The organism is Micromonospora sp. LOL_024, assembly GCF_048060415.1.
Taxonomy (GTDB): Bacteria; Actinomycetota; Actinomycetes; order Mycobacteriales; family Micromonosporaceae; genus Micromonospora.
Window position 1 is genome coordinate 77,171 of sequence record NZ_JBHMIS010000010.1, and the last position, 20,866, is coordinate 98,036.

Sequence of the window (20,866 nt, forward strand, 5' to 3'; positions counted from 1 at the left end):
CGGATCAGCGATGTGAGAACGGTTGTGCTCGATGTGGTGCTGTCGGTGAAGGTGTCGACGGGCCCGCCGCTGCTCACGGCGGAGCCGTCAGCAGGGTCGGTCAGGCGAGGCGGGGCGTGCGGGTAAACCGGTGGGTAAAGGTGCCGGTTTCGACCACCAGGTCCAGCCACTGGTAGCCGAAGGCGTGGGCGCCGCGCAGTTCCTCGATCAGCGCGCTGGGTTTCTCGGTGAGGTGCAGGTGCTCGAGGAAGTCGTCGCCGCCGAGGTCGGGGTCGCTGCGGTGCCCGTCGAGGCGCGGGTTCCAGCCGTGGGCGTAGACGGTGAGGTTCGCGCCGGGCCGGTCTGGGTCGGTCAGCCGGGGCAGGCCGTTGGACATGAGGTACACGCCGTCGTCGTGGACCCACTCCAACGCCCCGGGGCAGGGAGCGCCGTACTCAGTCTCGGTGAGGCTGGGGACGTGCTCGCTGGCGGCGACGGCGTGTTCGGCCAGGCGCAGCGTCTCGGGCAGGGGGAAGTACAGGTGCAGTGCCATCGGTGGGCTCCTGTGGGTGCGTTGGTCAGGGTTGGTGGTTGCTGAGGTGGACGCCGAGGCGCGGTCCTTGTCGCACGGCGGTGACGGCGGCGGGAAGTTGGCGGCGTTGCCAGCCGTCAAGGGCGGTGGGCAGGTCCGCGCCCCACCGGTGGTGCTGGGTGAGGGCGGTGGTGAAGTCGGCGGCCTGCTCGATGCCGTTGTTGGCGCCTCTGCCGGTGTGTGGGCGGACGGGAGCGAGGGCGTCGCCGATCAAGACCGCCCAGCCGCGGCCGACGGGCCATGCCATGTGGGTGGGTGGGTCGATGTCCATCACCGGCGCGGCCATTCGCGTGGTGGTGGTGTGCACGGTCTCGGCGTGCGGTGCGGGCAGAACGAGTGCGGCACGGGTGTCGACCAGCGCGCGGGCGGTGTCGGAGACGTGGTGGGGCAGGGCGAACGTGCGCCGCTGCGGTGGGGCCCCGAAACAGCGGGTGTAATCATCGGCGCTGCAGGTGAGGTACAGCGTCCAGTCCAGGCCGCCGGGGACCGGGGCAACGTTGTACTGGCATCCTGGTCCGGGTTCCAGACGCAGGAAGCCCCGCACCTGCGGGAACGCGCTGGCGGCGTGTCCGCGGTGAGCGACGTAGCCGGCGTAGCGCAGCCGCCGCCCGGGGTCGAGCAGCCTCCGACCAGTGGAGGTCCGGCCGTCTGCGAACACGACCAGATCCGCAACCGCGTGGCTGTCGTCGGCGAACACCAGGTGAGGGCGCCCGCCGTGCTCGGTCAGGCCGGTGACGCGCCGTCCGGTCTGCAGGACACCTGCGGGTAGGCGGCGGGTCAGGGCGCGGTGCAGCAGCGACCAGGTGGTGTTGCGCCCCGGATACAGGTGCCGGGCGATGTGGATGGGCTGCCGGTAGCGGAGGGTGACCTCCAGGACCGTTTCGGAGGGGTGGGCGACGATCTCGTCCTGGCTGATGCCGAGGCGGTCGAGGACGTCCAAGGCGGGGTGTTCCAGGCCGATCAGCCCGCCGCCGCGCGGCGCCGCGGCGGGGGCGGCCTCGTACAGGGTGACTGGGAAGCCGGCGTGCAGCAGGAGCAGGGCGGTGGTGGCACCGGTCAGGGAGCCGCCGACTACCGCGACGCGCGGTCGCGGTGGCGTCCCGGCAGCGCGGGCGGACAGGACCCTGGGCGGGCTGGCGGGAGGGGCGTACAGCTGTGTCATCCGGGTTTCCTTCCGATGGGGAGGGAGGCCCGGGCACGGCCGTACGGCCGTGCCCGGGCGGGTGCGCGTCGTGCGCGAGGTGGCCGGGCATCGGCCGTGTGTGGTGCGGTTCAGATCAGGTCAGCGCCCACGGGACGACCTGGTCAGGCGTCTCAAGGGGCGGGACGGGGCGGATGTGTGGGACAGGTTCGCCGCGATGGGCCGTTCAGGTGCTGATGCGGGTTCGCGGCGGGGTGTGGCGGATGCCAGACCGCTCAGGGACCGGGATGCAGCATCCGTGCCAGCGAGCGCAGCAGGTCGAGCACCTCGCTGGCGCCGGCCTCCGGGGCCTCGTCGACGGCGATGAGTCCTTCTGGTTGGTCACGGAGACGAGTCAGGACGTAGGCGGTGCCGTCGGCGTCGACCGCCTCGATGTGGCGGACCGTCTGATGCGGGTCCACAGCGTCGGTGACGACGGCGTGCATGAACACCCAGGCCAGAATGCGGATTGGGCCGGTGGCCGTGACGAGGTTGGCCTGCACAACCGGGCTGTGTAGTTCGGCCGCGGCGTGACGCAGTACCGAGACGGCGTCGGTGTTCGCCTCGTCCGATGCCGTCGTAGGCGCGGTGGCCACGCTGACGTGACGGGCGGTCGGGTCGGGATGCCCGGGAACCGGGGCTTCCCGTAGCACCGCCAGCAGGGTCGGACCGGGCCACGGGTAGGCGCGGTGGGCGTGCTGGTCCATGCCATGCAGGCAGTACGAGATGGCTTGTTGTCGTGGGGTAAGCACTTCTTCTCCAATCGTGGTGACGAGATCGCTGGCCTTGTGGGTCAGTTGGGGGGCGTAGGCGCTGGTGAGGTGGGCCGCGGCTCCGTACGGCCGCTCGCGGCTGGCGCTCTACCGTGGCGCGGTCTGATGTCGTTGTCATCGATGTCCGCGGAAGGTGGTCGGGCGCGGGCTTATGCCTGTTCGAGTGCGGTGATGGCGGCGTCGGCGATGGCGTCGACCGCCTTGACCGGATCGGCGACCAGCAGGGTGCTGGTGTGTGCGAAGGTGTGCCCGGTCAGGTCGGCGGGTCGCAGCCACAGCACCGCGCAGCCGGACTGGTCCAGGGTCGTGATCAGCCGCTGCGCCGCGTCGATGTCGCGCAGGTCGCCGTCGGAGACGACGGCGAGCATCCGCAACGTGCCGGGTTGGCGCAAGCGCAGCAGTTGGTCGGCGAGTTTGACCGCGCCGAGGAACGCGGTGGTGCCCCCGACGGCGGTCATCTCCAGAACGGATGTGGGTTGCTGGCGGGGCGGCACGAGCAGGGTGGCGCTGCTGCCAAAACCGATCATGGTGGTGGCGGCCTGGTTGGTGTGGGCGGCGTGGGCGAGGATCCACCCTGCCGAGGACATCGGCGCCGCGTAGGAGCGCATCGAGCCGGAGGTGTCGACGAGCACGGCAAGGTGCAGGGTGGGCTTCGGCGGTGGAAGTTGGGCGCGGCGCTGCCAGGGGGTGGCGGTGGGCATGCTGCCGGCGGCGACCTGCGCTCGGGCGGTGATGGTGTGGCGGGTGCGCAGCCGCCCGGGCGGTATCGCGCTGGGCCGGGTGCCAGGTTCGGGTGTGTGGGTGCGGGCCCGGCGGAGTCTGGCGGCGAGGTGGCGGGCGGCGCTGCGCTCGGCGTCGGTCGCCTCGCGGCGCGTCCACCACGCGGGGGCGGCGTGCCGGGATTGGATTTGCTGAGCGGCGTACTGCGCCGGGGTCATGCCGGCGGCGTGCGCAAGGTAGTCGGACAGTGCCTGGGCGAGTTGCCCGGCGAACGTGCCGGGGTCGGGCCGCGGCGGTTCCGACCGCTGGTGGGGATCGATGCCGAGGATGCGGCACCACCGCCACGCCAGGTCGATCATCGTGGTGGCGTCGGTGTCGTCAACGGTGTGGGCGTCGCGCCACACGTCGCGCAGCTGCCGCAGCTTTGTGCGGCCGAGCACGGCGGTGACGGCGGCGCGGACGCCCTTGATGTCCTTGGCGGTGATGATGCGAGCGTCGACGCGCGCGAGGAGCAGGCCGGCGAGGTGGGCGGCGTGCCAGGCGTCGTCGACCGGCGTGTCGCCGGGGTCGAGCAGAGTGGTGACGGCGTGGCGCAGCCACCGGCGGTCACCGCGCCGCCTGCCGCGTTGCCGTTTTTCGGCGCGGGATTCCTCGAGCAGGTCGGCGACGGCGGCGACGACCGCGGGCGTGCCGGCAGGGGCTGTCCACAGGCTATGGGCGGCGTGGGCGGCTTCGTGGACGAGCAGCCCGTAGGCGGTTGGCACGAGTCGTTTGTGGCCGGCCTTGTACGGGTCGGCGATGTCGGGGGCGCCGATGTGGGTGGCGTCGACCTCGACGCGGTGGACGGCAGGGTAGAAGCAGGCGGGGGCGCCGCCGCCGGCGCCGGGGGCGACGGTGACGGTCAGGTCGGTGCGGTCGGTCAGAACGGGGATGTGTCGGGTCCAGGCGTCGCTCCACGGGCGCCAGTCCGGGGTGCTGGTCGCTGGAGTGCCCGAGCCGCCGCGCCGGTGGGTGGAGGGATGAGGCATGAGCTGATCTCCTTTCGGGTTAGCGCTGTTTGCCGAGGGTCAGGGCGCTGATGTCTGGGCCGAACTGCTGCTTGAGGGCCGCGAGTACGTGGTCGCGGTCCTCCTGCGGGGCCCGGCCGACGAGGTTCGCCACCGCCGCGGCGGCTCCGAGGGTCTTGCGGACGCGGGTGAAGCCGAGCAGCTCGCGTAGTTGCGGCGCCCAGCTGACGCGTCCGGCGGCGAGGTCGGCGTTGAGTGTGATCGCGGCCTCGATGGCGGGGCGGGGGACGCCGAGGTGGCGGGCGAGGTCCCAGTCGGTGGTGACCTCGATGTGCACGTCGAACCGCGAAGCCAATGCCTCGGTGAGGATGGCGCCGTGCACGCCGGGGTTGTGTCCGGCGATGACGTAGAACCCGTCGGAGGCTTCGACGCGTTCGTTGCGGTAGCCGGGGATGGTGATTACGCGGCGGCCGTCCATCGCCGGGTAGAGCACGGCAAGGACCTTCGGCGGGATGAGCGTGGCGTCGTCCACGAGCAGGGCTCGACCCTCCCGCATCGCGGTGACGAGAGGTCCGTAGACGAAATCGAAGCCGCCGTCGGGCAGCGGGATGAAGTTGCCGAGGAAGTCCTCCACGACGGTGTCGCCGGTGCCGGCGACGGTGAGCAAGTCTGGGAAGGCGGCCTCGACCAGGGCGGTCTTGCCGGTGCCCGGCGGGCCGTAGAGCAGTACCGGGATGCGCTTGTCGCGCAGCCGTTGCAGAACGTCCACATCGGTGGCGCCGGCCAGCTTGCGCGGGAAATACAGGTCCCCGTTCGGGCGGGTGACCGGCTGCCGCCGACCTGCCCCGCGTTGTCCCTGGCGGGGTGTGCGCGGGGCGGGCGGCGGCATCTGTCCGGCGGCGTCGATACCGGCCTGGGTGATCTGGAAGCGGTGCGGCCGGGTCTGGTGGGTGGCGTAGCCGGCGGCGGCCATCTTTTTCAGCACCTCGAACACCGCCCCGGTCGAGGGCACGTCGAGGGCCTTCTTCAGCTCACCGACGGTGAAGATCTGATCCGGGTGCGCGACGAGGTGCGTGGCGACCTTCTGGTACAGGTAGCCCGGCCGCCGGTTGCCGGCGGCTGCGGTCGTGGGATGCATGCCGGTTCTTCCCCTTCGTTGAGGGTTAGGAGCCCGCGCACTCCTTCCGCCGGAGCGCGCGGGCTATCGGTGTCCGCGCGCTGCGGAGAAGGGTGGTTACGTGCGGCCAGGACCGGCGAGCGGAAGCCGCAGCGGATCCGGCGGGGAAACTGCTGCCTGCTCATCCATGCCGGATCAGCAGGTGGAGCGGTTCGTCAGAGGGTGCGGGCGAGATCCATCAGCCGTTCGAGGCCGGCCGCGATCCGGCTGCTGGGCCTGCCCGGTGGCGGCTGCGACGGCTCGCCGACGGTGGCCTGCCGCTCGCCGCGAACCCGCTTGATTTGATGCAGTTGCCCGTCGATGTCGACGGCGGCGACGAGGCGGGTCTCGATGCGCGCCGCCGGTGGTGCCTTGGCGAGGTCGCCGTGGCGGTATCCCGGCGGCATCGCAGCGGCCCACGCTTCGAAGACCAGAGCGAAGGCGACGCAGCGCCGACCGCCGAGGTTCAGCCATTCACGCAGCTGCCGTCGCGCGGACGGGTTGGCGAGGAGATCGGCCAGGCTGTGCAGGATCACGCCCGGAGGTAGGGTCGGGTCGCCGTGGGCGAGGACGGGGTTGTACCAGACGTTCGGGTCGAACAGACTCGCGTCGACATGCACTTCCTGACGCTGCGCTGACAGCGGCAGGTCGAACACGCCTACCAACGTCGGCCGGAGGTCCCACCCGCGACGTTCGTGCGCCGCCTCGACATCGATGAGGGCGCGGGTCACCGCACCTCGGGTACGAGGGTCGAGCACCATGTTTCTTCTCCTTCGAGATGTATGAGATGCGTGGACAGGTCGGGCACCGGAAGATGTGGTGGGCTCTGTGGACACGTGGCATCGGCCGCCACCAGACGGTGGTCGGCGGCTGTGGTCATGGCCGGCGGTGCGGCTCGCGGGCCCGGAGACCCGCGCGACGCGCATTTCCGTTTCAGGTGCCGCCGGCGATGACGTCGCAGCGGCGTGGATCCACTGCCCGCCACGGCAGGCCCCACCCGATGCGGTAGCGGCCGTCGTTGGCCTCAACCCGGTGGACGCCGCCGCCGAGGGACAGCGGCCGGGCGACGGTCAGCACTCCGTCGTCGATGTCGACGGTGCGCCAGTCCCCGCCCACGTATTCGGCCATCTCCTCGAACGCGGTGGCAACGGCGCGTAGGGCGGCGGCATCGACGCTGAGTTCCACAGCGCCGTTCCACCAGCCCAGCACCACCGCGACGTAGCCTTGCAGGTAACGCTCGGTGCCTGCGGTGGGCTGGTAGCGCAGCCACGGTCCGGAGAACACGGCCGTGCTGCCGCGTGGTGGCAGGTAGTCAGGAGTGGGCATCGACCACCGCCACCGACCAGTTGTTCGGGTTGAACCGGTGGCGCGGTCGCCCCGGATGCCGCCGCTGGTGGACCGTCGAGTCGACCGAGCTGGGCGTACGTCGGGCCGGCATGGCGGTCGGGTCCGGGTTACGGCGCTGGTGCAGCAGATCCCGGAAGACCTGCAGCAACCGTGGTGGCACCGCGCCGGTGTCGGTGCCGGCGAGGACGGCATGGGCCGTGTCGAGCCACACCACCCCGGCGGCGTCGACCCAGGCCACGGGGGTGCGGCCCGGTGGGAACCGCCACCCGGGATGCAGCAGCCGCGGTAGCGCCACGATGTCTCCCGGGTGCGGCGCCCAGTCGGTGTAGTCCCAGGGCACCACGGTGCCGGGCCGCCGGCCGGCCGCGACGGCGTCGGCGCAGTCGGGACAGGTGACGTCACCGACGCGGGTGGTGCCGCCGCACCTGTCGCAGACGCGCCAGTTCCTCGGGTCGGCCTCCGGCTGGTACGTGGGGTCCCATGCGCCGGTGACCTGCCCGCCGAGCCGGTATCCGTCGATGCGCTGTGCGCGGGCCAGCAGCCGCATCGGCTGGGCCAGGTGCGTGTCGATGGTGTGCACGGTGGCGGTGGCGCGGACCAGGACCGCGATCAGGTGATGTGCCATCAGCGCGCTGCCTGCCCGCGCACCACGGTGGCGGAGCGGCGCGTGCCGGGTGTCGCGTTGCCACGTCCCGAGGCCCGCTTCCCGGTCCGGCGGCCGGCGTTGATGTATGGGGCGAGTGCCTCCCGCAGGCGTCGCAGGTTGTCCGGGCCGAGGTCGATCTCGTAAACCATCCCGTCGAGGGCGAGGTGGTGAGTGGTGACGTTGTCGGTGCTGTGGTCGAGGTCATCGGTGACCACGACGATGGTTCTGGTTGCCATGGAGCTTCCTTCCAATCAGGGCACTGCGGTGCCGCCCCGGCTCAGCCGTGACCGGCGAGCGGGGACGACACCTGCAGGGCGGAGAGCAGCGGCCGGATCCGCAGCGGATCCGGCCTCAGGGGACTGCGTCATTGAGGCGGTGACGACGACCGCGTGCGGGGATGGGGGATGGCGGCGGGCGGCGCTCAGGTTGAGCAGGGTGATCGGCGAACGGGAGTCGCCACGGTGTGGGCGCGGCGCTGCCGACGTGCGCGGTGGCCGGCGGCTTACCACTGCCGAGTGGCTAAGCGGGTGCGTAGGCAGCCGTGCCGTCACCGATGGTGACGCGGACGATGCGATGCGGTGTGGCCGGGATGATGTCCTCGCGGGCGACGTTGGGCCATTGGTAGCCGTCACCGCCGAGCAGGGCGAGGGTGTACCGGGGGGCGTCGAAGCCGTCGATGACCACGTACAGGTGCTCGCTCGTCTCGGCGACGAGCGCGGGCGCGATGGTGACGATCTCTCCCGCCTCCAGCGCCCTCTCGTCGCGGTTGACCTCAGGCATTGGTTGATCCTTCGGGCAGGCTGGCGCCGCTGGCGGTGGGCGGCGGGTCGGGGATGGTGCCGGCGATGCGGTCACAGTCGTAGGGGTGCACCACCTGCCAGGTCCAGTTCCAGCCCATCACGACGTACTGGCCGTCGGCGTCGGGACTGATCCGGTCGATCGCGTCGGGGTCGCCCTGGACGCGGCTGTCGTCGGCGACGATGACGTCGCCGTCGAACCACATCCGGCCCAGCGACTCGTCAACCTGCCGGTCCGCGTCGCTGTCCGTGGCGCCGCCGTCGCGCAGGTGCCGGCGGAACTGGTCACGGTGGGTCTGCTGGTCGGCGACGATCGCCTCGGCGACCCGGCGGGTGCAGCGGAACACCGCCCAGCCGTTCCACCAGTCGATGAGGGTGCCGGCGAAGCCGACCGGGATCCGCGTCTGCTCGGCCGGGTCGGGCGTGGCCGCCCAATCTCCGGCGAACACGCCCGGGCCGCCCACGCGCACCGCGTCGGGGTAGACGTGGCGCAGGTCCCGGTCGTCGCCGTCGGGGTGCAGAACCATCCGGCACTGCCGGGCGGCCTCCACCTCGACCGCTTGGTCAAAGCCGTCACACCACGCCTGCCGCGCCTGGTCGGCCTGCCGGCCGGTCAGGTCCGTGTAGGCCGGGGCGTCGGGTGGGACGTGCTCGGCGTAGCGGGCGCGACCGGCGGCGTCGTCGCGGTCGGCGAACGGCAGCCCGTCGATATCCCGACCGTCGGCGGCCTCGATGCCGGTCAGGACATCGCGGGCGGTGCGCGCCACGTCGCCGTGGGCCCGGCCGCCGATGGTTTCCTGCGCCCACCACTGAGCGGCGTCCCGGCCGGCCGCGAGGCCCGCCTCACGCAGCGCGGTCAGGGCCCGCTGCCAGGCAGGGTTCGGCAGCGGGCGGACACGGTCGCCGGCGTCGAGGATCATCGACAGTCGGGAGCCGCTGTCCCAGGCGACGTCGAGGACCCGCTGGTCGGGGTCGTAGCCGCGGACGGTGCCCTCGTCCCCGGGACGCAGCCGGGTGTGTGGGTCATTGGTGTGCTGCAGTGCGACCCGGTCGCCGCGCCGGTAGTCGTCCGCTGCGGGCTGGCTTTCAGGGTAATTGTTGCTGGTAGGGCTTGTCATTGTGGTTGTCCTTCTCGCTGTGTTGTCGTCGTGCCTGTCCCGAGCGGGTGTTGATGGCGTTGGTGCCGTCAACGGCGGTACGTGTGTCAGGGGGTGTGACGGTCCTCGCCTACGCGCCGGTGGTGTCGTCGCGGCGGGGAGGTAGGCGACGTGAGGGGCGGTCAGCCTTCGAGGCGGATCTGATGCGCCCGCACCGCGGCGGGGATTCCGGGTCGAGGTTCCCGTGTGCAGTAGGCGGTCACGGTGGGCGGTTTGGTCGCCCCGTAGACGGGCCGGATGTCGGGGCGCACGAGCACGCGTTGCCCGGCGGGGAAGTCCACCGGCGCGGCCGGGTTGTCGCGCCAGTGGATGTCGGCCACGACGCGGCCGAGCACCCAGTCGGCGAAGTAGGCCGTCGTGTACTGGGGATATCTGCCGTAGTCGGAGGCGATCTCGGCGATGCGCTCCCGCGCCTGCTGCAAAGTCAGGCCTTCGAGGAGGTCGTCGGGCACCGGCGGATGCTCGGCGAGGCTGACGACCTCGACCTCCACGCCGGCCACAGTGCGGGGTGTGTTGCCCTCGCCGGTGATGGTGATCAGGCCGGTGTGGTGATCGACGGCGGTGACCCGCTGTCGGGCGGCTTCGCCGGCTGGTTGGACGATGTCCCCGACGGCGATGGCGCTGCCGGGATAGCCGCGGCCGGTCAGGAAGGTTCCGGTGGCGGCGCGGTCGAGGACCGGGCTACCCGGGTCGTGGACGTAGGCGTCGAGGTCGACGGGCGTAGCCGGCGGCAGCGGTGGAAGGCGCAGGATGTAGCCGGCGGGTTCGGGTGAGGGCGGCTCAGACGTCACGTGAGGTGGTCCTTCCGGTGAAGAGGGCAAGACGGGAACCGGCCGCGACCCAGGTTCGGGTCGCGGCCGGTGCTAAGCCAGGTGGTGAGCGGGGCGTGCCGGGGCTAGTCCTGGCAGCCCCAGACACAGCCGTCGGGGTTGCAGGGCTGGCCGGCGGCCATGCGGGTGAAGGCGTCGCGCCAGTCGGGATCCTGCGCGGGGCTGTGCAGGGGCCAGCCGAGCCCCTCGGCGAACGCGGTGATCTTCGGCGCCCCGTACATCGGGTAGGGGGCGGTGTTTATGGCGGTGAGGACGTCGTCGCGGCCGAGCAGCCAGGCCAGTTCGGTGAGCTTGTCCACCGCGCGTGACGCGGATCCGCTGCGGTGGTGCAGGATCTGGTGCACGGTGAACCTTAGGTACTCGCGGCCGTAGGCCTCGGGTCCGGTGTGGCTGTCCCAGCGGAGGTTGTTCCACTGCTGCCCGGTGATGTCGGGCTGTAGGAACGGGCGTGCGTGGTGGATGTCGAGGGCGTTGATCAGCAGATCGCGGCGGAAGCCGAACGCGTCCTCCCCGGCGGTGGCGTGTTGCTCGACGCGATGCAGGATCTCCTCCTGGGTCCGTCTGATCATGAGTTATCTCCTTGGGTTGTGGTCGTTCGAGGTCGTCGGTGTGGCGGTCAGGCGTGTTCAGCCGGCGCTGTCCGACGCACCGTCGGTGGTGGGTTCCGGTGGCGGCCAGGGCTTGCGGACGAGGTGGTCACCGACGATCGGGCTGGTGGCGATCAGGGAGCCGCAGCGGTTGCAGGAGGTGATGGTGTCGTTGCCGTAGCCGGCCAAGGACGGCACCTCGACGTGATCGATCTGGTCGACCGCGCCGCACACGGTGCACACCGTCATCTCGGACCCGCCGTCGTCGAGGGCGGGTGCGGTGACGAACAGATCCTCGGCCGGGTCGAGGTGGTGGGCGCTGTGCCGTAGCCAGTGGCCGTGGACCGTCGCCTCGTACACGACCAGCCGCCGGTGGTTCAGGTGCAGCAGGTACAGCCACTCCACTGGCCCATCGACGTTCTCGCGCAGCGAGCCCCGCCACAGGGTGTCGTGGCCGGTGAGGGTCGGGTAGCCCACCCCTGGCACGGGCGGGTGCTGGTCCCATCGGCGGGGTTTGGGGTTGACGGCGAGTTGGAGCCAGGGGCGGGCCAGTAGCGCGGCGGCCATCGCGTCGGTGTCGCGGTCGAAGGTGTCGGTCCAGATTCGGCGTAGCTGCGGCACCAGAACCTCCGGTGCTTCCCCGAGCTGGACGTGGCGGGCGGTGTAGGCGCCGCGGAACGCGGCCACACCGATCAGCGCGGGTGCGCTCACGGGTCGTGGTCCTCCTTGCATGAGGGCGGCCGTCTGCGGCGGCCCGTCGCGTGCGCGGACGACCACCGCAGACGGTGAATAGGGGGTGAAGGGCAGCGACCGACGGCGCTAGGTGGCCTGCGTCGCGGTGGTCCCGGCCTCGCAGGATCGCGAGACGCCGCGGTCACCGGCAGGTCGTCGCCGATGACGACGGCGACGTGTACGCCTTTCTCGGGCGGGTTGTCCTGGCCGTAGGCGCAACGGCGATCACGGTGTCAGGCCGGCGTAATTCGTTGCTGCGCGTCGGCTCGCCGCGATGCAAGAGGTGTGTAGATCTTTAGTCGACGCAGCTCGGTGCCCAGGTGATGACTCCACCGCTGCTGGTTCGGCTGCTTTGCGGTGGTGCCGGGGTGGCGCATCGGCATCAGGTCAGGGCTGAGGAACGATCCGGCGGACGGCAGCCAGGTTGTGCCGCCAGGCGGAGAGTCGGCTGATTTTGACGACGTCGCCGGTGTGTGGAGCTTGGATGAGGAGTTCTTGGCCGAGGTACATGCCGACATGTCCGGGGCGGGCGGCGCTGCCGCGGCTGCCGGGAATGAACAGCAGGTCGCCCGGGCGCAGGTCGCGGGGGTCGGTGACCGCTGTGCCGGCGTGGATTTGTTCGCTGGTGGTGCGGGGGATGCCGATGCGCGCGGCGCGGTAGGCCTGTTGCATCAGCGAGGAGCAGTCGCACTGGTGCCGGGCGATGCCGGAGTGCGGGGCGGTGCAGTCCCCGCCGAAGGTGTAGGGCGAGCCGAGTTGCTGCAGGGCCCACCCGATGGCGGTGACCACCTGTGGTGGGGTGGCTGGGGGCAGGGTGAACCCTGCGGGCAGGGGAACCTGGTCGGCGCCGGGTTGGCCGTCGCCGCCGTCGAACAGGCACAGCGGGTTGGCCATCGCCTGTTCCAGGTCTGCGGCGACGGGGCCGACAGGGGTGCCGCCGGCCAGGACACGGACCAGGGCGATCGCGTCGTCTTCCCACTTGGCGTAGGCGCCGGGGTAGGCGGAGCGCTGCACCGCCTGCGCGGCGTCGGTCAGCGCCATGGCCTGCCACCCGTCGATGGCCAGCAGTGCCTGGTAGAACTTCCCGGCCGCGTAGCCGGGGTCCTGTAGTTGTGCGGGAGTTCCCCAGCCTTGCGAGGGGCGCTGCTGGAACAGGCCGACGGAGTCGCGGTCACCGCCGGGCAGGTTGCGCAGGGTGGATTCCTGCATCGCGGTGGCCAGGGCGATGACCCAGCCGCGCGGGGGCACCATCAGCCGCTCTCCGACGGCGACGATCGCGGCGGCGTTGCCGGTTTGCTCGCGGTCCCACCCGCCCGCGCCGGCAGCCGGCGGGGACATGTCCAGGGTGGGCAGCAGCGGCTGCCCGTCCGAGCCGACCGCGCTGTAGCAGGCGGCCGAGGCGTTGCCGCCGCCGGTGAACAGGGCGCCGATCCCGCCGGCGCAGAGCACCACCAGGGCGATCACCCCGGCGGCGAGGCAGGCGAGGGCGCGGGCGCTCACCGCAGTGCTCCCGCCGCACGCGGCCCGGACGATCCCTGACCGCTGCTGGCCTGGTCCAGGCAGGTGGCGAGGTGGTAGGTGGCGGTGCGGGTGCCGTCGCTGGTGTAGACGCCGATCGTCGCGGTGTCCTCCTCGATGAGGTAGACCCATTCGACGTCGAGGTATCCGGCGTGGCACAGCGGGAACACGGTGATCGGTTCCGGCGTATCGGCCACGCCGTCGGTGCTGCTGACCAGGGTCATGCCAATGCCCGGCACCGGTTGCTGACCGGCGAAGGCGGATGCGGTGGCGGCGGTGGTGTCGGGGTCGAGGTGCTCCCAGTCGTGGGCGAGGACCGCGCCGATCAGCGCGGCGGTGTCGTGGTGTGCGTGGCGGGCCCAGATCGCGGCCAGAGCCGGCAGCACGACGGCGGGATGGCCGTCGAAGAGGACGTACCGGGCGTGCACGAGATGGGGCGTGTCGGGGCTGGTGGCGCCGATGTAGCAGGGGGTGCTCACGGGACAGAACTCCTTCAGACGATGAGGCGGTCAGAGATCAGGGGGGCCGCTGTCATGGCTGGTGGTGCTCGCCGGGGCGCGGCCAGGTGGCGGGCGTGGCGTGCCAGCCGAAGATCGGGTCAGTGGTCTCGGCGGAGCCGCAGCGGTTGCAGCGGGCGGAGGTGTCCTGGCCATATCCGGCCATGGACGGCACTTCGTTGACGGTGACCTCGTCGACCGCGCCGCAGATCAGGCAGCGCAGCGACGTCCCGTCCGGCCCGTATGTTTCGAACACCGGCTCGTCCGGGTCGGTGCCGGTCATGACGCGCCGTCTGGATGACTGGTCGGGGTGTAGGCGACGGTGGCGGCGAGCAGCGCGACCAGGCCGGGATGGGTGGCGGGGATGTCGGCCGGTTCGGGGATGTCGTCGATGCGGACGACGGGGTGGTCCTCGCCGCGTAGGCGGGTGAGCTGGTAGAGGCGTCCGTCGACGTCGACGGCGTCGACACGGTGAACCTGCCGGGGTTCCCCGTCGCTGGTGTGGATGTCGTCGTAGCAGGCAGCCCACGCCAGCAGCCGCGCGTCCGGGGCGGTGGCGCGTACCCGGGCGATCATCGCGTCCAGGTTTTTCTGATAGGGCGTGGGTGCCGCCCGGTGGTGCAGGCTGCCGGCAAGGCGATGCAGCAGGGCGGGCAGGCCGGCCGGATCGCGGAGCAGGTCCTCGGGGTGTAGCGGGAACTCCAGGCTGCGCATCGCGCGCCGCCTGCGTGGGCTGGCGGACGTGAGGAGCCAGTCGTGGACGAGCAGCAGCGTCGGGGGTTGACCCCAGCCGAGGTGCTCTGCGTCGGCGTCGGCCGCGACGAGGCAATCGGTGAGGGTATGAACAGCGTTGAAGGACAACACGGAGGTCTCCCATTTCAGGTGGAGACGCCGAACGCCCCGCAGCCGGAACGGCTGCGAGGTGTTCGGCGTGTGCGGGCTCGAGCGGGGTGAGACTCAGCGGTGGTGGCGGTCGCGGCTGCGCACCGTCGCGGTGCGGTGGGGCAGGTACTCGCGTACCCCACCGTCGGTGGCTTTGGCCTCGTACATGGCGCTGTCGGCCTGGCTGAGCAGGTGCCGGACGGTGGTGTTGGGCTGGCGGGTGTGGGTGTAGCCGACCGAAGCCGTCACGTGCAGATCGCCGTTGACGACACGGATCGAATCGGCGGCGATGACCCGCCACGCGGCGCGGGCCGCAGCGTCGGTGTCGTCCCGGTTGCCGCGCACGAGCAGGGCGAACTCGTCGCCGGAGAGCCTCGCGGCGACCCGCACCGGCGGAGGAAGGCTGGCCAGACGGCGGCCGACCTGCTGGAGCAGGTCGTTGCCGACCTCGTGGCCGAGGGTGTCGTTGACGGTCTTGAACCCGTTGAGGTCTAGCAGCACCACCCCGACCGGGGTGGTGTCCTCGACAGCGGCGCGCAGGCGGGCGAGGAACAGTCGCCGGTTGGGCAGGCCGGTGACGTCGTCGTGGGTGGCGGCGTAGCGGGCTTCCCGCAACGCGCGCTGTTGCCGCCACAGCACCGCTGCGGCGAGGGTCAGGCCGGCGAGAATCCCGCCGACGCAGGTGAGCATCTGTTGCACGATTTGCGACACTGATACGGCTCCTTGCTTTGGAAGGAGCACCGGGGGCGGGCGAGCAGCTTCCAACTTCACGCCCGCCCCCGGGCTGTCCTACAGGTTTGGGTGCCGGCTACTGCGCGGCGGGGGCGAGTTGAAAGGTGGCCGGCTTCTCGACGGTCCGTACGGCCATGCCGTCGTTGACCAGCTTGTACGCGGCGTTGACGACCGCGCCGGCGCTGGCCTTCCTGGCGTCGGTGCCGACGATCGCGGCGTCGATGAGCTTGCACAGCTCGCTGATCTTGTAGGCCCGCTCGGGGTGCGCCTCGAGGATGTCCAGCACCGCCCCCCGCAGCGAGCCCTTCACTCGGCGACTGCTCGCCGCTGGGCCATCCGTTCGGGTGGCCGGGGTGACCGGGTCCGCGTCCTCCGACGCTGCGGCGTGCTGCTCACCCGCCGCGTCGGACTCGGCGGCGGTCTCTGCGATCACGCTGTTGTTGCTGGCGGCGGGTTGGGGTGCGGCGGCGGTGCCGCCGGTTGCGGCTACCTGTTCGCCATCGGCGGGTGGGCCGGGCTGCGGTGTGGGCGTCGCCTCGGGTGAGGCTGCGGTATCGGCGACCTCGTCGGGATTGTCGTGGCAGGCCGGGGCTGCCGGTTCGTCGGGTGCGCTGTCGGGCGCTGCCGGCGGCGCCTGGTGCGTGCCGACGGTGGCGCGGCCGACGTCGGTGAGCCGCCACACGGCGCGCTTGCTGTCGGTGTGGACACGTTCGGCCTGGCCAGTCTTTTCCCAGGCGCGCAGCTTGGCGGTGGCGGTGGAGTAGCCGAGCCCGGCCTTGTCCGCCACGGCGGCGGCGGTGTCCTCGCCGAGTTCGGCGAGCGCGGCGAGGACCTTGAACATCGCGTGGGCCGGTACGAGTTCCGGATCGTCGGTCATGAGCATCCTTCCTGGTGGGTGTGTGAGGTCAGCACTGATCCACGCTTCGTTCACGGCGCTGATCAAGTGCGATGACCGAACCTCGGGACTGGTCCCCGAAATCCGGCACGGTTGAGGCCGCCGCGACATGCCGGCGAGAACGGCTACGCGGCGGCGGTGAGCGGCTGCTGAGCCCTCGGCGCCGGGTGGTGGCATCGCGAAGACGACCGGTCAGCGCGGTAGGTGACGGGGCCTCAGCGAGGGTGGCGAGGGGACCGGGGCAGACGATGAGAGGTTCCTCGTTGTCGTGGTCGAGCAGTCCGGACAGGTGCCGGTAGGCCACCAACGCGGCGACCTGGGCCACGTTGGTGGTGTGGGTGAAGGTCAGCATGTAGCGGTACATGGAGTGTCCTTTCAGGTAATGGTGCGAGGGGGTGGAAGAGGAACAGGGGGCGTGTCTGCGGCCCGGCGGAGTGCGGTGCCCCATGCCCGGGGCGCCCGGCGTGGGGTCTGCCCGACGATGCGAGGCGCGCACGCCCTGATCGAGGGGTGTGGCGGGCAACGGTGAGCGGATCGCCGCGAGAGGGAGGTCGGCGAGGGTCAGTCCGGACGGGCTTAGTGCTCAGCCGCGGTGCGGACGAGCGAGCGTACGGACGCCGATGATCGAGCCGTCCAGGTCGCGGACGGTGTCGTGGCAGACCAGCAGGTCCTCGCGGTCGGATGCAGCCAGGCCGACGACCAGAGACACCAAGTAGGTAGTAGGTGCCCGCGGCCGGCGACGGCAACGGCGGAACGTTGCAGTGGGCCGCGCCGTAGGCGACTCGCTCGACGGGGACGTCGAGGTCAAGGTCGTCGGAACCCGAGGACGTGTTGTCCCAACCGAGCCGGCTGGCTGGTTGGCCGTCTGGTCCCGCTGAAGCGGTGAGACTCGCCGCGAGTCGTACGGGACGGGGTCGCTGCTGGTTCGAGAGGTTCCCTTCGATGCCTCGACCCGTGCGTTCTCCGTGGAGCCTGGAGGTCCTGCGCTTAGGCGTGGGTCGCGTTGAGCAGGCGTCGCAGGCTCACCGCGACGGACCCGGCCGAAGTCCGGGCGTCCGGGTGATCGACCGTCGTGGAGACGGTGTCCGCTCCGCGTATGCGCAGCAGTTGGTAGAAGCGGCCGTCGATGTCGCAGGCGCTGACCGCCCGGACCGGGACGCCGTCGGGGTCGACGGGCAGGCCGTGAGCGGCGGCGGCTCGGCGTCCGGCGTCACTGGTGTCGAGCCCTTCGGCGAGAAACGCCATCGCGATCACGGGGCCGATCTGCTCACGCGTCCAAGCCCGCAGTCGTGGGACTTTGACGGTGGTAAGGGTGTCGGTGATGGCTTGCAGGCCGATCCAGTACGGCAGAGTGAAGCGGGTGCCGGGGACCGTGTGCTGCCGCCACACGTCCTGGTTGATCGGAATTTCCTCCGCGTCGATGCTGCCGACAATGGTGTGGGCGGTGCTGTCGACCAAGGCGAGCACGGCGGGGTAGGCACCCCAGCCTCTCGTTTCGGCGAGAGCTTCGACGGCGTTCAGTGCCCTGAGGATGAGGGTGGAGCGGCGTTCAGGCTGCATGGGACTTCCTCCACGGTCAGATGAGGGACGAGCGGTGGCGTGCTCCGAGGGCGGGCGGCACCGCAGCGGCACGCCTGCTGTCCCTCGGGTTCGAGGAGGCGGGCGTGCCGTGCGGTCGGTTGAATGGTGGTGTCAGTTGCTGGCGCGGACGGGGCGCTGGCGGCCGACGCCGATGGTGAGCGTGTTCGGGTCGACCATGAACAGGTCGGCGCCGTCGGTGAGTCCGGCCGTGATGAGGTCGACCAGCTGCGGTCCGCTGTCGCGCAGCAGTGGCAGGCCCCAGGCGTCCATCCTGTCCGGCAGTCGGACGCCGGGTGCGGCCAGCGACCTACGGGCCTTGGCCATGGAGGGCATCGGATCGTGGAGAACGTCGCCTCCGTTGCTGGCCAGCCACACCATTCCCCGGAATCGGAACAGTCGCAGCGCCGGCTCGGCGCTGCGGATACCGCTGGCGCCGTGACGGGTGTGCAGGTTCCGGTCGCAGAGGACGGCGTGCTGGGCGTGGGCGGCGACGGCGGGCAGGTCGAAGTACAGGAAGCGGGACATGCTGCTCCTTCCAGTGCGTGCGGGTGGGGTGTGAGCCCGGGCGGGCAGCACACGTGCCTCAGGTAGCGAGGCGAGGTGTGCTGACCCGTCCGGTGGTGTGCCGCGGGACGTTCGGGGCAGGCGGTGTGGCCCCTGGGTTGCGGGGGCTGGCCGTGCCCGGTCGTGGTTACGGCGTTTGCAGGTCGATGGCGAAGATCTGCTGGTTGTGGTGCAGGGATTGCAGGTGCCGGTACGCCTGGTGCAGGTAGGTGATCCGGTCGGCGAGGAACGCGCTGGCCGGGGACATCTGAGTGCCGTCCTCGGTGAGGAGGGCGTCGGTGCACAGCGCCCACAGGGCGCGGTAGGTGGCGTAGGCGGCGGCGCCGGCCTGGAACATCTCCAGGTCGCCGGTGTCGAGGGAGCCGGCGGTGTTGGCCGCGGCGTTGTGCAGGCGCATCGCCTGCACGCGTGGCTGCCGGTGGAACTCGGCGCTGGCGATGTCGAGCGGGTAGCCCGACGGGTCGCTCAGGTGCCGTTGCAGGAATACCGGCCACGGCGTGGCCGGGCGGGTGCCGGCGACGACGTGGGACCACTGTTGGTGGCGCAGCACGGCGCTGACGTGCGCGCCTTCGCGCATGCCGGTGAAGTCGAGCAGGCGGATGGGGCCGCCGGCGCAGCACTGCGGGCCGGTCTTGGCCTTCTGCCAGTCGATGAGCTGGCGGCGCTGCCACGCCCAGATGGCCGGGGACGCCCAGAGCCGGCGGCAGCTGCTGCCGGAGACGCCGAAGTGGCGCTCCAGGTTGCGCACGCCGGTGTGCAGGGTCGCGGCGAGGTCGTCGCTGACGCAGACGATCATCTGGCGGATGACGGCCTGCGGCACAACCTGGGGACGCGGGGTGCTCTGCTGGGGCGGGTTGGCTAGGGCGGTGCGACGCTGCACACGGCTGCCGTGGCGGGTCAGCGCGGTGCCGTTGTTCTGGGACATGGAGCCTCCTCGGGGGTTGGCGTCGTGGGGGCACGACGGCGGCCCGGCCCACCGGGTACGTGGGTCGGGTGATCGACGGAACAGGGAATGTGCGGGTTGACCGTGTCCACTGGGTGCGTGGAGTGGGTCGGGGTGGCGCGGGTGGTTGGTGCGACCTCGGGGGTCGCCGCGCGGTGTGCTGCCGACCGGCGTGAGCGGGTGGGCGGGGCGCACCGGGTGGGTGCGGCGGGGGTCCTTGAGGTGGGACCGAACCGGGTGGAGCGTTATATGGGGTTGTGTTGGTGCCGAAACGGTAGCCCTTCGCACTCACAACGCCAGCAGGCGTCGATCAGGCCGGGTAGGCGGGTTGACCTGCGGTGTGAGAGATCATCGCCGCTGCGGGCGATCCGGGGTGTGAGTGGGTGTGAGTCGCTGTGAGTGGCGGGCCCGCCCACACCCGCCTGGCCCGCAGTCGGTCCAGCCCCGCTGCCGGTGGCGGTGGGGTGGGGTTGACCTGCGGTGTGAGCGGGTGTGAGCGAGCCGGCGGGACTGTCGGTTGGTGGGTCGGTGAACGGTCAGTGGGTGAGTCGAGGTGTGACGTGTGGCGGCCAGGCGACGTCGGTGATGGGGTCGACGTCGGGTGCGGGGTCGCCAAGGTCGGCGAGATCGACCAGCCGGCGCGGGCCGTCGGTTGATCCGGCCACCAGCCAGACGGCGTCGGCGGCGCAGGCGCCGACTGGCAGGCTGTCGCGGCAGGCGGTGGCCACGGGCACGGGGGTGGGCAGTCCGGTCAGCAGCTTGTGCAGGGCTCGCTCCTGGTCGGCGTGGGGCAGCCAGAACAGCACTGGCCAGGCGGGACCGCCCATGGCGGTGTGGATCGTGTAGTTGTTGACCTTCTCCAGCAGGACGCGGGGCCGTTCGGTGCCGGTGTCGAACTCGGCGAAGAACGCGACGCGGCGGTCGCCTTCGCGGAATATGCCGTGTCCGTCCGGGCGGATCGGAGACAGCAGTGTGGTGTTGAACGCGCCGGGTTCTGCGCAGCGCTGCTCCGACCACCACCGCTGCAGCTGCGCTGGCGGATGAGTGCGTGCGCGTGCGGCCAGGTCGGTGAAGAACTGGTTCACGCCCAGCAGGTGCTCCAGTGTGCGGCTGGTGGCGAGGCGGTGCTTGCGCAGCGTCGTCTGTCCTGGTCGGGGCGGTGTTTGCTCTCGGGAGGCGGCCACGCACTCGGCGCCGGTCTGATCGAGGACGTAGTGCCACGGATACGATCCGCCGCCGACTCGCAGCGGCCGGAAGCGGTCCACGAGGCCGAGCTGATGCAGCTTGAGCAGCCGCCGCTGAGCGAAGTCCAGCGACGTGAACAGGGCACGGCTGATCTGGAACGTGGTGAGCACCTTGTGATCGGCGAGCCAGTCCAGCAGCAGCCGGTCGCGGGCGGTGAGTTGGGCCTGCAGGCGCAGGACCCGGTCTGCGCGGTTACGCATGGACACCACCCCCGCAGAGGAGACCCCTGAGGGTCTTTGGCAGCACTGCGATGTGGTCGCCGCATCGGCGTTGTGCTGTGAGAGCGGCCCGTTCGGGCGGTCGGTTCCGGTATCCGCCTCTACACCGACCCCGACACTGTCCCCAAGCCAGGTCGCGGCACGGACGCCAACAGCGGGATCGGTGCCACCGCGGGCAGGTGAGCGACCGGGGCGTGGTCACGCCGTTGCGAGGCCGGGCGTTCGGACGGCCGGCGGACGGGAGGTGACTCGGTGCGGTGGAGTGTCGCGTCGGCGAGCTGGTCGCCG

General features: G+C 71.3%; 26 protein-coding genes. All 26 read right to left on the bottom strand.

Going from position 1 to position 20,866, the window contains the following annotated elements:
* Window positions 1-100: 100 nt before the first annotated feature.
* Window positions 101-532, bottom strand: a complete 432-nt coding sequence (locus tag ACFHWY_RS13700; protein ID WP_416580558.1) for a DUF3085 domain-containing protein — start codon at window positions 530-532, stop codon at window positions 101-103.
* Window positions 533-557: 25 nt separating this feature from the next.
* Window positions 558-1,733, bottom strand: a complete 1,176-nt coding sequence (locus ACFHWY_RS13705; protein ID WP_416580559.1) for an FAD-dependent monooxygenase — start codon at window positions 1,731-1,733, stop codon at window positions 558-560.
* 254 nt (window positions 1,734-1,987) lie between these two features.
* Window positions 1,988-2,503, bottom strand: coding sequence for a hypothetical protein (locus ACFHWY_RS13710; RefSeq protein ID WP_416580560.1), 516 nt, complete (start codon window positions 2,501-2,503; stop codon window positions 1,988-1,990).
* Between the two features lie 170 nt (window positions 2,504-2,673).
* Window positions 2,674-4,272, bottom strand: a complete 1,599-nt coding sequence (locus ACFHWY_RS13715) for a VWA domain-containing protein (RefSeq protein WP_416580561.1) — start codon at window positions 4,270-4,272, stop codon at window positions 2,674-2,676.
* A gap of 19 nt (window positions 4,273-4,291) precedes the next feature.
* On the bottom strand, window positions 4,292-5,389 hold the full coding sequence (locus tag ACFHWY_RS13720) for an AAA family ATPase (RefSeq protein WP_416580562.1): 1,098 nt from the start codon (window positions 5,387-5,389) through the stop codon (window positions 4,292-4,294).
* A 194-nt stretch (window positions 5,390-5,583) separates the two neighbouring features.
* A complete protein-coding gene (locus tag ACFHWY_RS13725; RefSeq protein ID WP_416580563.1) occupies window positions 5,584-6,168 on the bottom strand; it encodes a hypothetical protein in 585 nt (194 codons plus the stop codon).
* A gap of 172 nt (window positions 6,169-6,340) precedes the next feature.
* Window positions 6,341-6,733 carry a hypothetical protein gene (locus ACFHWY_RS13730; protein ID WP_416580564.1) on the bottom strand — a complete coding sequence of 131 codons (393 nt, stop codon included), beginning with the start codon at window positions 6,731-6,733 and terminating at the stop codon, window positions 6,341-6,343.
* The gene (locus tag ACFHWY_RS13735; protein WP_416580565.1) at window positions 6,720-7,379 is read right to left on the bottom strand and encodes a hypothetical protein; all 660 of its coding nucleotides are present in this window, start codon (window positions 7,377-7,379) and stop codon (window positions 6,720-6,722) included. The genes ACFHWY_RS13730 and ACFHWY_RS13735 overlap by 14 nt, the downstream gene beginning before the upstream one ends.
* Window positions 7,379-7,636, bottom strand: coding sequence for an Lsr2 dimerization domain-containing protein (locus tag ACFHWY_RS13740; protein ID WP_416580566.1), 258 nt, complete (start codon window positions 7,634-7,636; stop codon window positions 7,379-7,381). The genes ACFHWY_RS13735 and ACFHWY_RS13740 overlap by 1 nt, the downstream gene beginning before the upstream one ends.
* A gap of 283 nt (window positions 7,637-7,919) precedes the next feature.
* The gene (locus tag ACFHWY_RS13745) at window positions 7,920-8,180 is read right to left on the bottom strand and encodes a hypothetical protein (RefSeq protein WP_416580567.1); all 261 of its coding nucleotides are present in this window, start codon (window positions 8,178-8,180) and stop codon (window positions 7,920-7,922) included.
* Complete coding sequence (locus ACFHWY_RS13750) at window positions 8,173-9,315, bottom strand: DUF4314 domain-containing protein (protein WP_416580568.1); 1,143 nt, start codon at window positions 9,313-9,315, stop codon at window positions 8,173-8,175. Before ACFHWY_RS13750 ends, ACFHWY_RS13745 begins: the two co-directional genes overlap by 8 nt.
* Before the next feature lie 161 nt (window positions 9,316-9,476).
* The gene (locus ACFHWY_RS13755; RefSeq protein WP_416580569.1) at window positions 9,477-10,145 is read right to left on the bottom strand and encodes a hypothetical protein; all 669 of its coding nucleotides are present in this window, start codon (window positions 10,143-10,145) and stop codon (window positions 9,477-9,479) included.
* Between the two features lie 104 nt (window positions 10,146-10,249).
* The gene (locus ACFHWY_RS13760; RefSeq protein WP_416580570.1) at window positions 10,250-10,753 is read right to left on the bottom strand and encodes a hypothetical protein; all 504 of its coding nucleotides are present in this window, start codon (window positions 10,751-10,753) and stop codon (window positions 10,250-10,252) included.
* Between the two features lie 57 nt (window positions 10,754-10,810).
* Window positions 10,811-11,482 carry a hypothetical protein gene (locus tag ACFHWY_RS13765; RefSeq protein ID WP_416580571.1) on the bottom strand — a complete coding sequence of 224 codons (672 nt, stop codon included), beginning with the start codon at window positions 11,480-11,482 and terminating at the stop codon, window positions 10,811-10,813.
* Window positions 11,483-11,890: 408 nt separating this feature from the next.
* Window positions 11,891-13,003, bottom strand: a complete 1,113-nt coding sequence (locus tag ACFHWY_RS13770) for a C40 family peptidase (protein WP_416580572.1) — start codon at window positions 13,001-13,003, stop codon at window positions 11,891-11,893.
* A complete protein-coding gene (locus ACFHWY_RS13775) occupies window positions 13,000-13,500 on the bottom strand; it encodes a hypothetical protein (protein WP_416580573.1) in 501 nt (166 codons plus the stop codon). The genes ACFHWY_RS13770 and ACFHWY_RS13775 overlap by 4 nt, the downstream gene beginning before the upstream one ends.
* Before the next feature lie 52 nt (window positions 13,501-13,552).
* Window positions 13,553-13,801, bottom strand: a complete 249-nt coding sequence (locus ACFHWY_RS13780; RefSeq protein WP_416580574.1) for a hypothetical protein — start codon at window positions 13,799-13,801, stop codon at window positions 13,553-13,555.
* Complete coding sequence (locus tag ACFHWY_RS13785; RefSeq protein ID WP_416580575.1) at window positions 13,798-14,382, bottom strand: hypothetical protein; 585 nt, start codon at window positions 14,380-14,382, stop codon at window positions 13,798-13,800. The genes ACFHWY_RS13780 and ACFHWY_RS13785 overlap by 4 nt, the downstream gene beginning before the upstream one ends.
* A gap of 93 nt (window positions 14,383-14,475) precedes the next feature.
* Window positions 14,476-15,111: a diguanylate cyclase domain-containing protein gene (locus ACFHWY_RS13790; protein WP_416580576.1), complete on the bottom strand. Its 636-nt coding sequence runs from the start codon at window positions 15,109-15,111 to the stop codon at window positions 14,476-14,478.
* Window positions 15,112-15,208: 97 nt separating this feature from the next.
* Window positions 15,209-16,009, bottom strand: coding sequence for a MarR family transcriptional regulator (locus tag ACFHWY_RS13795; protein WP_416580577.1), 801 nt, complete (start codon window positions 16,007-16,009; stop codon window positions 15,209-15,211).
* Window positions 16,010-16,037: 28 nt separating this feature from the next.
* Window positions 16,038-16,391, bottom strand: coding sequence for a hypothetical protein (locus ACFHWY_RS13800; protein WP_416580578.1), 354 nt, complete (start codon window positions 16,389-16,391; stop codon window positions 16,038-16,040).
* A gap of 219 nt (window positions 16,392-16,610) precedes the next feature.
* Window positions 16,611-16,736 carry a hypothetical protein gene (locus ACFHWY_RS13805; protein ID WP_416580579.1) on the bottom strand — a complete coding sequence of 42 codons (126 nt, stop codon included), beginning with the start codon at window positions 16,734-16,736 and terminating at the stop codon, window positions 16,611-16,613.
* 278 nt (window positions 16,737-17,014) lie between these two features.
* Window positions 17,015-17,587 carry a hypothetical protein gene (locus tag ACFHWY_RS13810; protein WP_416580580.1) on the bottom strand — a complete coding sequence of 191 codons (573 nt, stop codon included), beginning with the start codon at window positions 17,585-17,587 and terminating at the stop codon, window positions 17,015-17,017.
* A gap of 132 nt (window positions 17,588-17,719) precedes the next feature.
* A complete protein-coding gene (locus tag ACFHWY_RS13815) occupies window positions 17,720-18,133 on the bottom strand; it encodes a hypothetical protein (RefSeq protein WP_416580581.1) in 414 nt (137 codons plus the stop codon).
* A 166-nt stretch (window positions 18,134-18,299) separates the two neighbouring features.
* A complete protein-coding gene (locus ACFHWY_RS13820; protein ID WP_416580582.1) occupies window positions 18,300-19,097 on the bottom strand; it encodes a hypothetical protein in 798 nt (265 codons plus the stop codon).
* A gap of 554 nt (window positions 19,098-19,651) precedes the next feature.
* On the bottom strand, window positions 19,652-20,560 hold the full coding sequence (locus tag ACFHWY_RS13825; protein ID WP_416580583.1) for a replication-relaxation family protein: 909 nt from the start codon (window positions 20,558-20,560) through the stop codon (window positions 19,652-19,654).
* Between the last annotated feature and the right edge of the window lie 306 nt (window positions 20,561-20,866).

Excerpts from the sequence above, each read along its gene's own strand:
- ACFHWY_RS13735 (WP_416580565.1), bottom strand. The coding sequence starts at position 7,379 with ATGGCACATCACCTGATCGCGGTCCTGGTCCGCGCCACCGCCACCGTG.
- ACFHWY_RS13800 (WP_416580578.1), bottom strand. The coding sequence starts at position 16,391 with ATGTACCGCTACATGCTGACCTTCACCCACACCACCAACGTGGCCCAG.
- ACFHWY_RS13795 (WP_416580577.1), bottom strand. The coding sequence starts at position 16,009 with ATGACCGACGATCCGGAACTCGTACCGGCCCACGCGATGTTCAAGGTC.
- ACFHWY_RS13715 (WP_416580561.1), bottom strand. The coding sequence starts at position 4,272 with ATGCCTCATCCCTCCACCCACCGGCGCGGCGGCTCGGGCACTCCAGCG.
- ACFHWY_RS13745 (WP_416580567.1), bottom strand. The coding sequence starts at position 8,180 with ATGCCTGAGGTCAACCGCGACGAGAGGGCGCTGGAGGCGGGAGAGATC.
- ACFHWY_RS13760 (WP_416580570.1), bottom strand. The coding sequence starts at position 10,753 with ATGATCAGACGGACCCAGGAGGAGATCCTGCATCGCGTCGAGCAACAC.
- ACFHWY_RS13750 (WP_416580568.1), bottom strand. The coding sequence starts at position 9,315 with ATGACAAGCCCTACCAGCAACAATTACCCTGAAAGCCAGCCCGCAGCG.
- ACFHWY_RS13730 (WP_416580564.1), bottom strand. The coding sequence starts at position 6,733 with ATGCCCACTCCTGACTACCTGCCACCACGCGGCAGCACGGCCGTGTTC.
- ACFHWY_RS13780 (WP_416580574.1), bottom strand. The coding sequence starts at position 13,801 with ATGACCGGCACCGACCCGGACGAGCCGGTGTTCGAAACATACGGGCCG.
- ACFHWY_RS13700 (WP_416580558.1), bottom strand. The coding sequence starts at position 532 with ATGGCACTGCACCTGTACTTCCCCCTGCCCGAGACGCTGCGCCTGGCC.
- ACFHWY_RS13705 (WP_416580559.1), bottom strand. The coding sequence starts at position 1,733 with ATGACACAGCTGTACGCCCCTCCCGCCAGCCCGCCCAGGGTCCTGTCC.
- ACFHWY_RS13725 (WP_416580563.1), bottom strand. The coding sequence starts at position 6,168 with ATGGTGCTCGACCCTCGTACCCGAGGTGCGGTGACCCGCGCCCTCATC.
- ACFHWY_RS13820 (WP_416580582.1), bottom strand. The coding sequence starts at position 19,097 with ATGTCCCAGAACAACGGCACCGCGCTGACCCGCCACGGCAGCCGTGTG.
- ACFHWY_RS13720 (WP_416580562.1), bottom strand. The coding sequence starts at position 5,389 with ATGCATCCCACGACCGCAGCCGCCGGCAACCGGCGGCCGGGCTACCTG.
- ACFHWY_RS13740 (WP_416580566.1), bottom strand. The coding sequence starts at position 7,636 with ATGGCAACCAGAACCATCGTCGTGGTCACCGATGACCTCGACCACAGC.
- ACFHWY_RS13810 (WP_416580580.1), bottom strand. The coding sequence starts at position 17,587 with ATGCAGCCTGAACGCCGCTCCACCCTCATCCTCAGGGCACTGAACGCC.
- ACFHWY_RS13815 (WP_416580581.1), bottom strand. The coding sequence starts at position 18,133 with ATGTCCCGCTTCCTGTACTTCGACCTGCCCGCCGTCGCCGCCCACGCC.
- ACFHWY_RS13825 (WP_416580583.1), bottom strand. The coding sequence starts at position 20,560 with ATGCGTAACCGCGCAGACCGGGTCCTGCGCCTGCAGGCCCAACTCACC.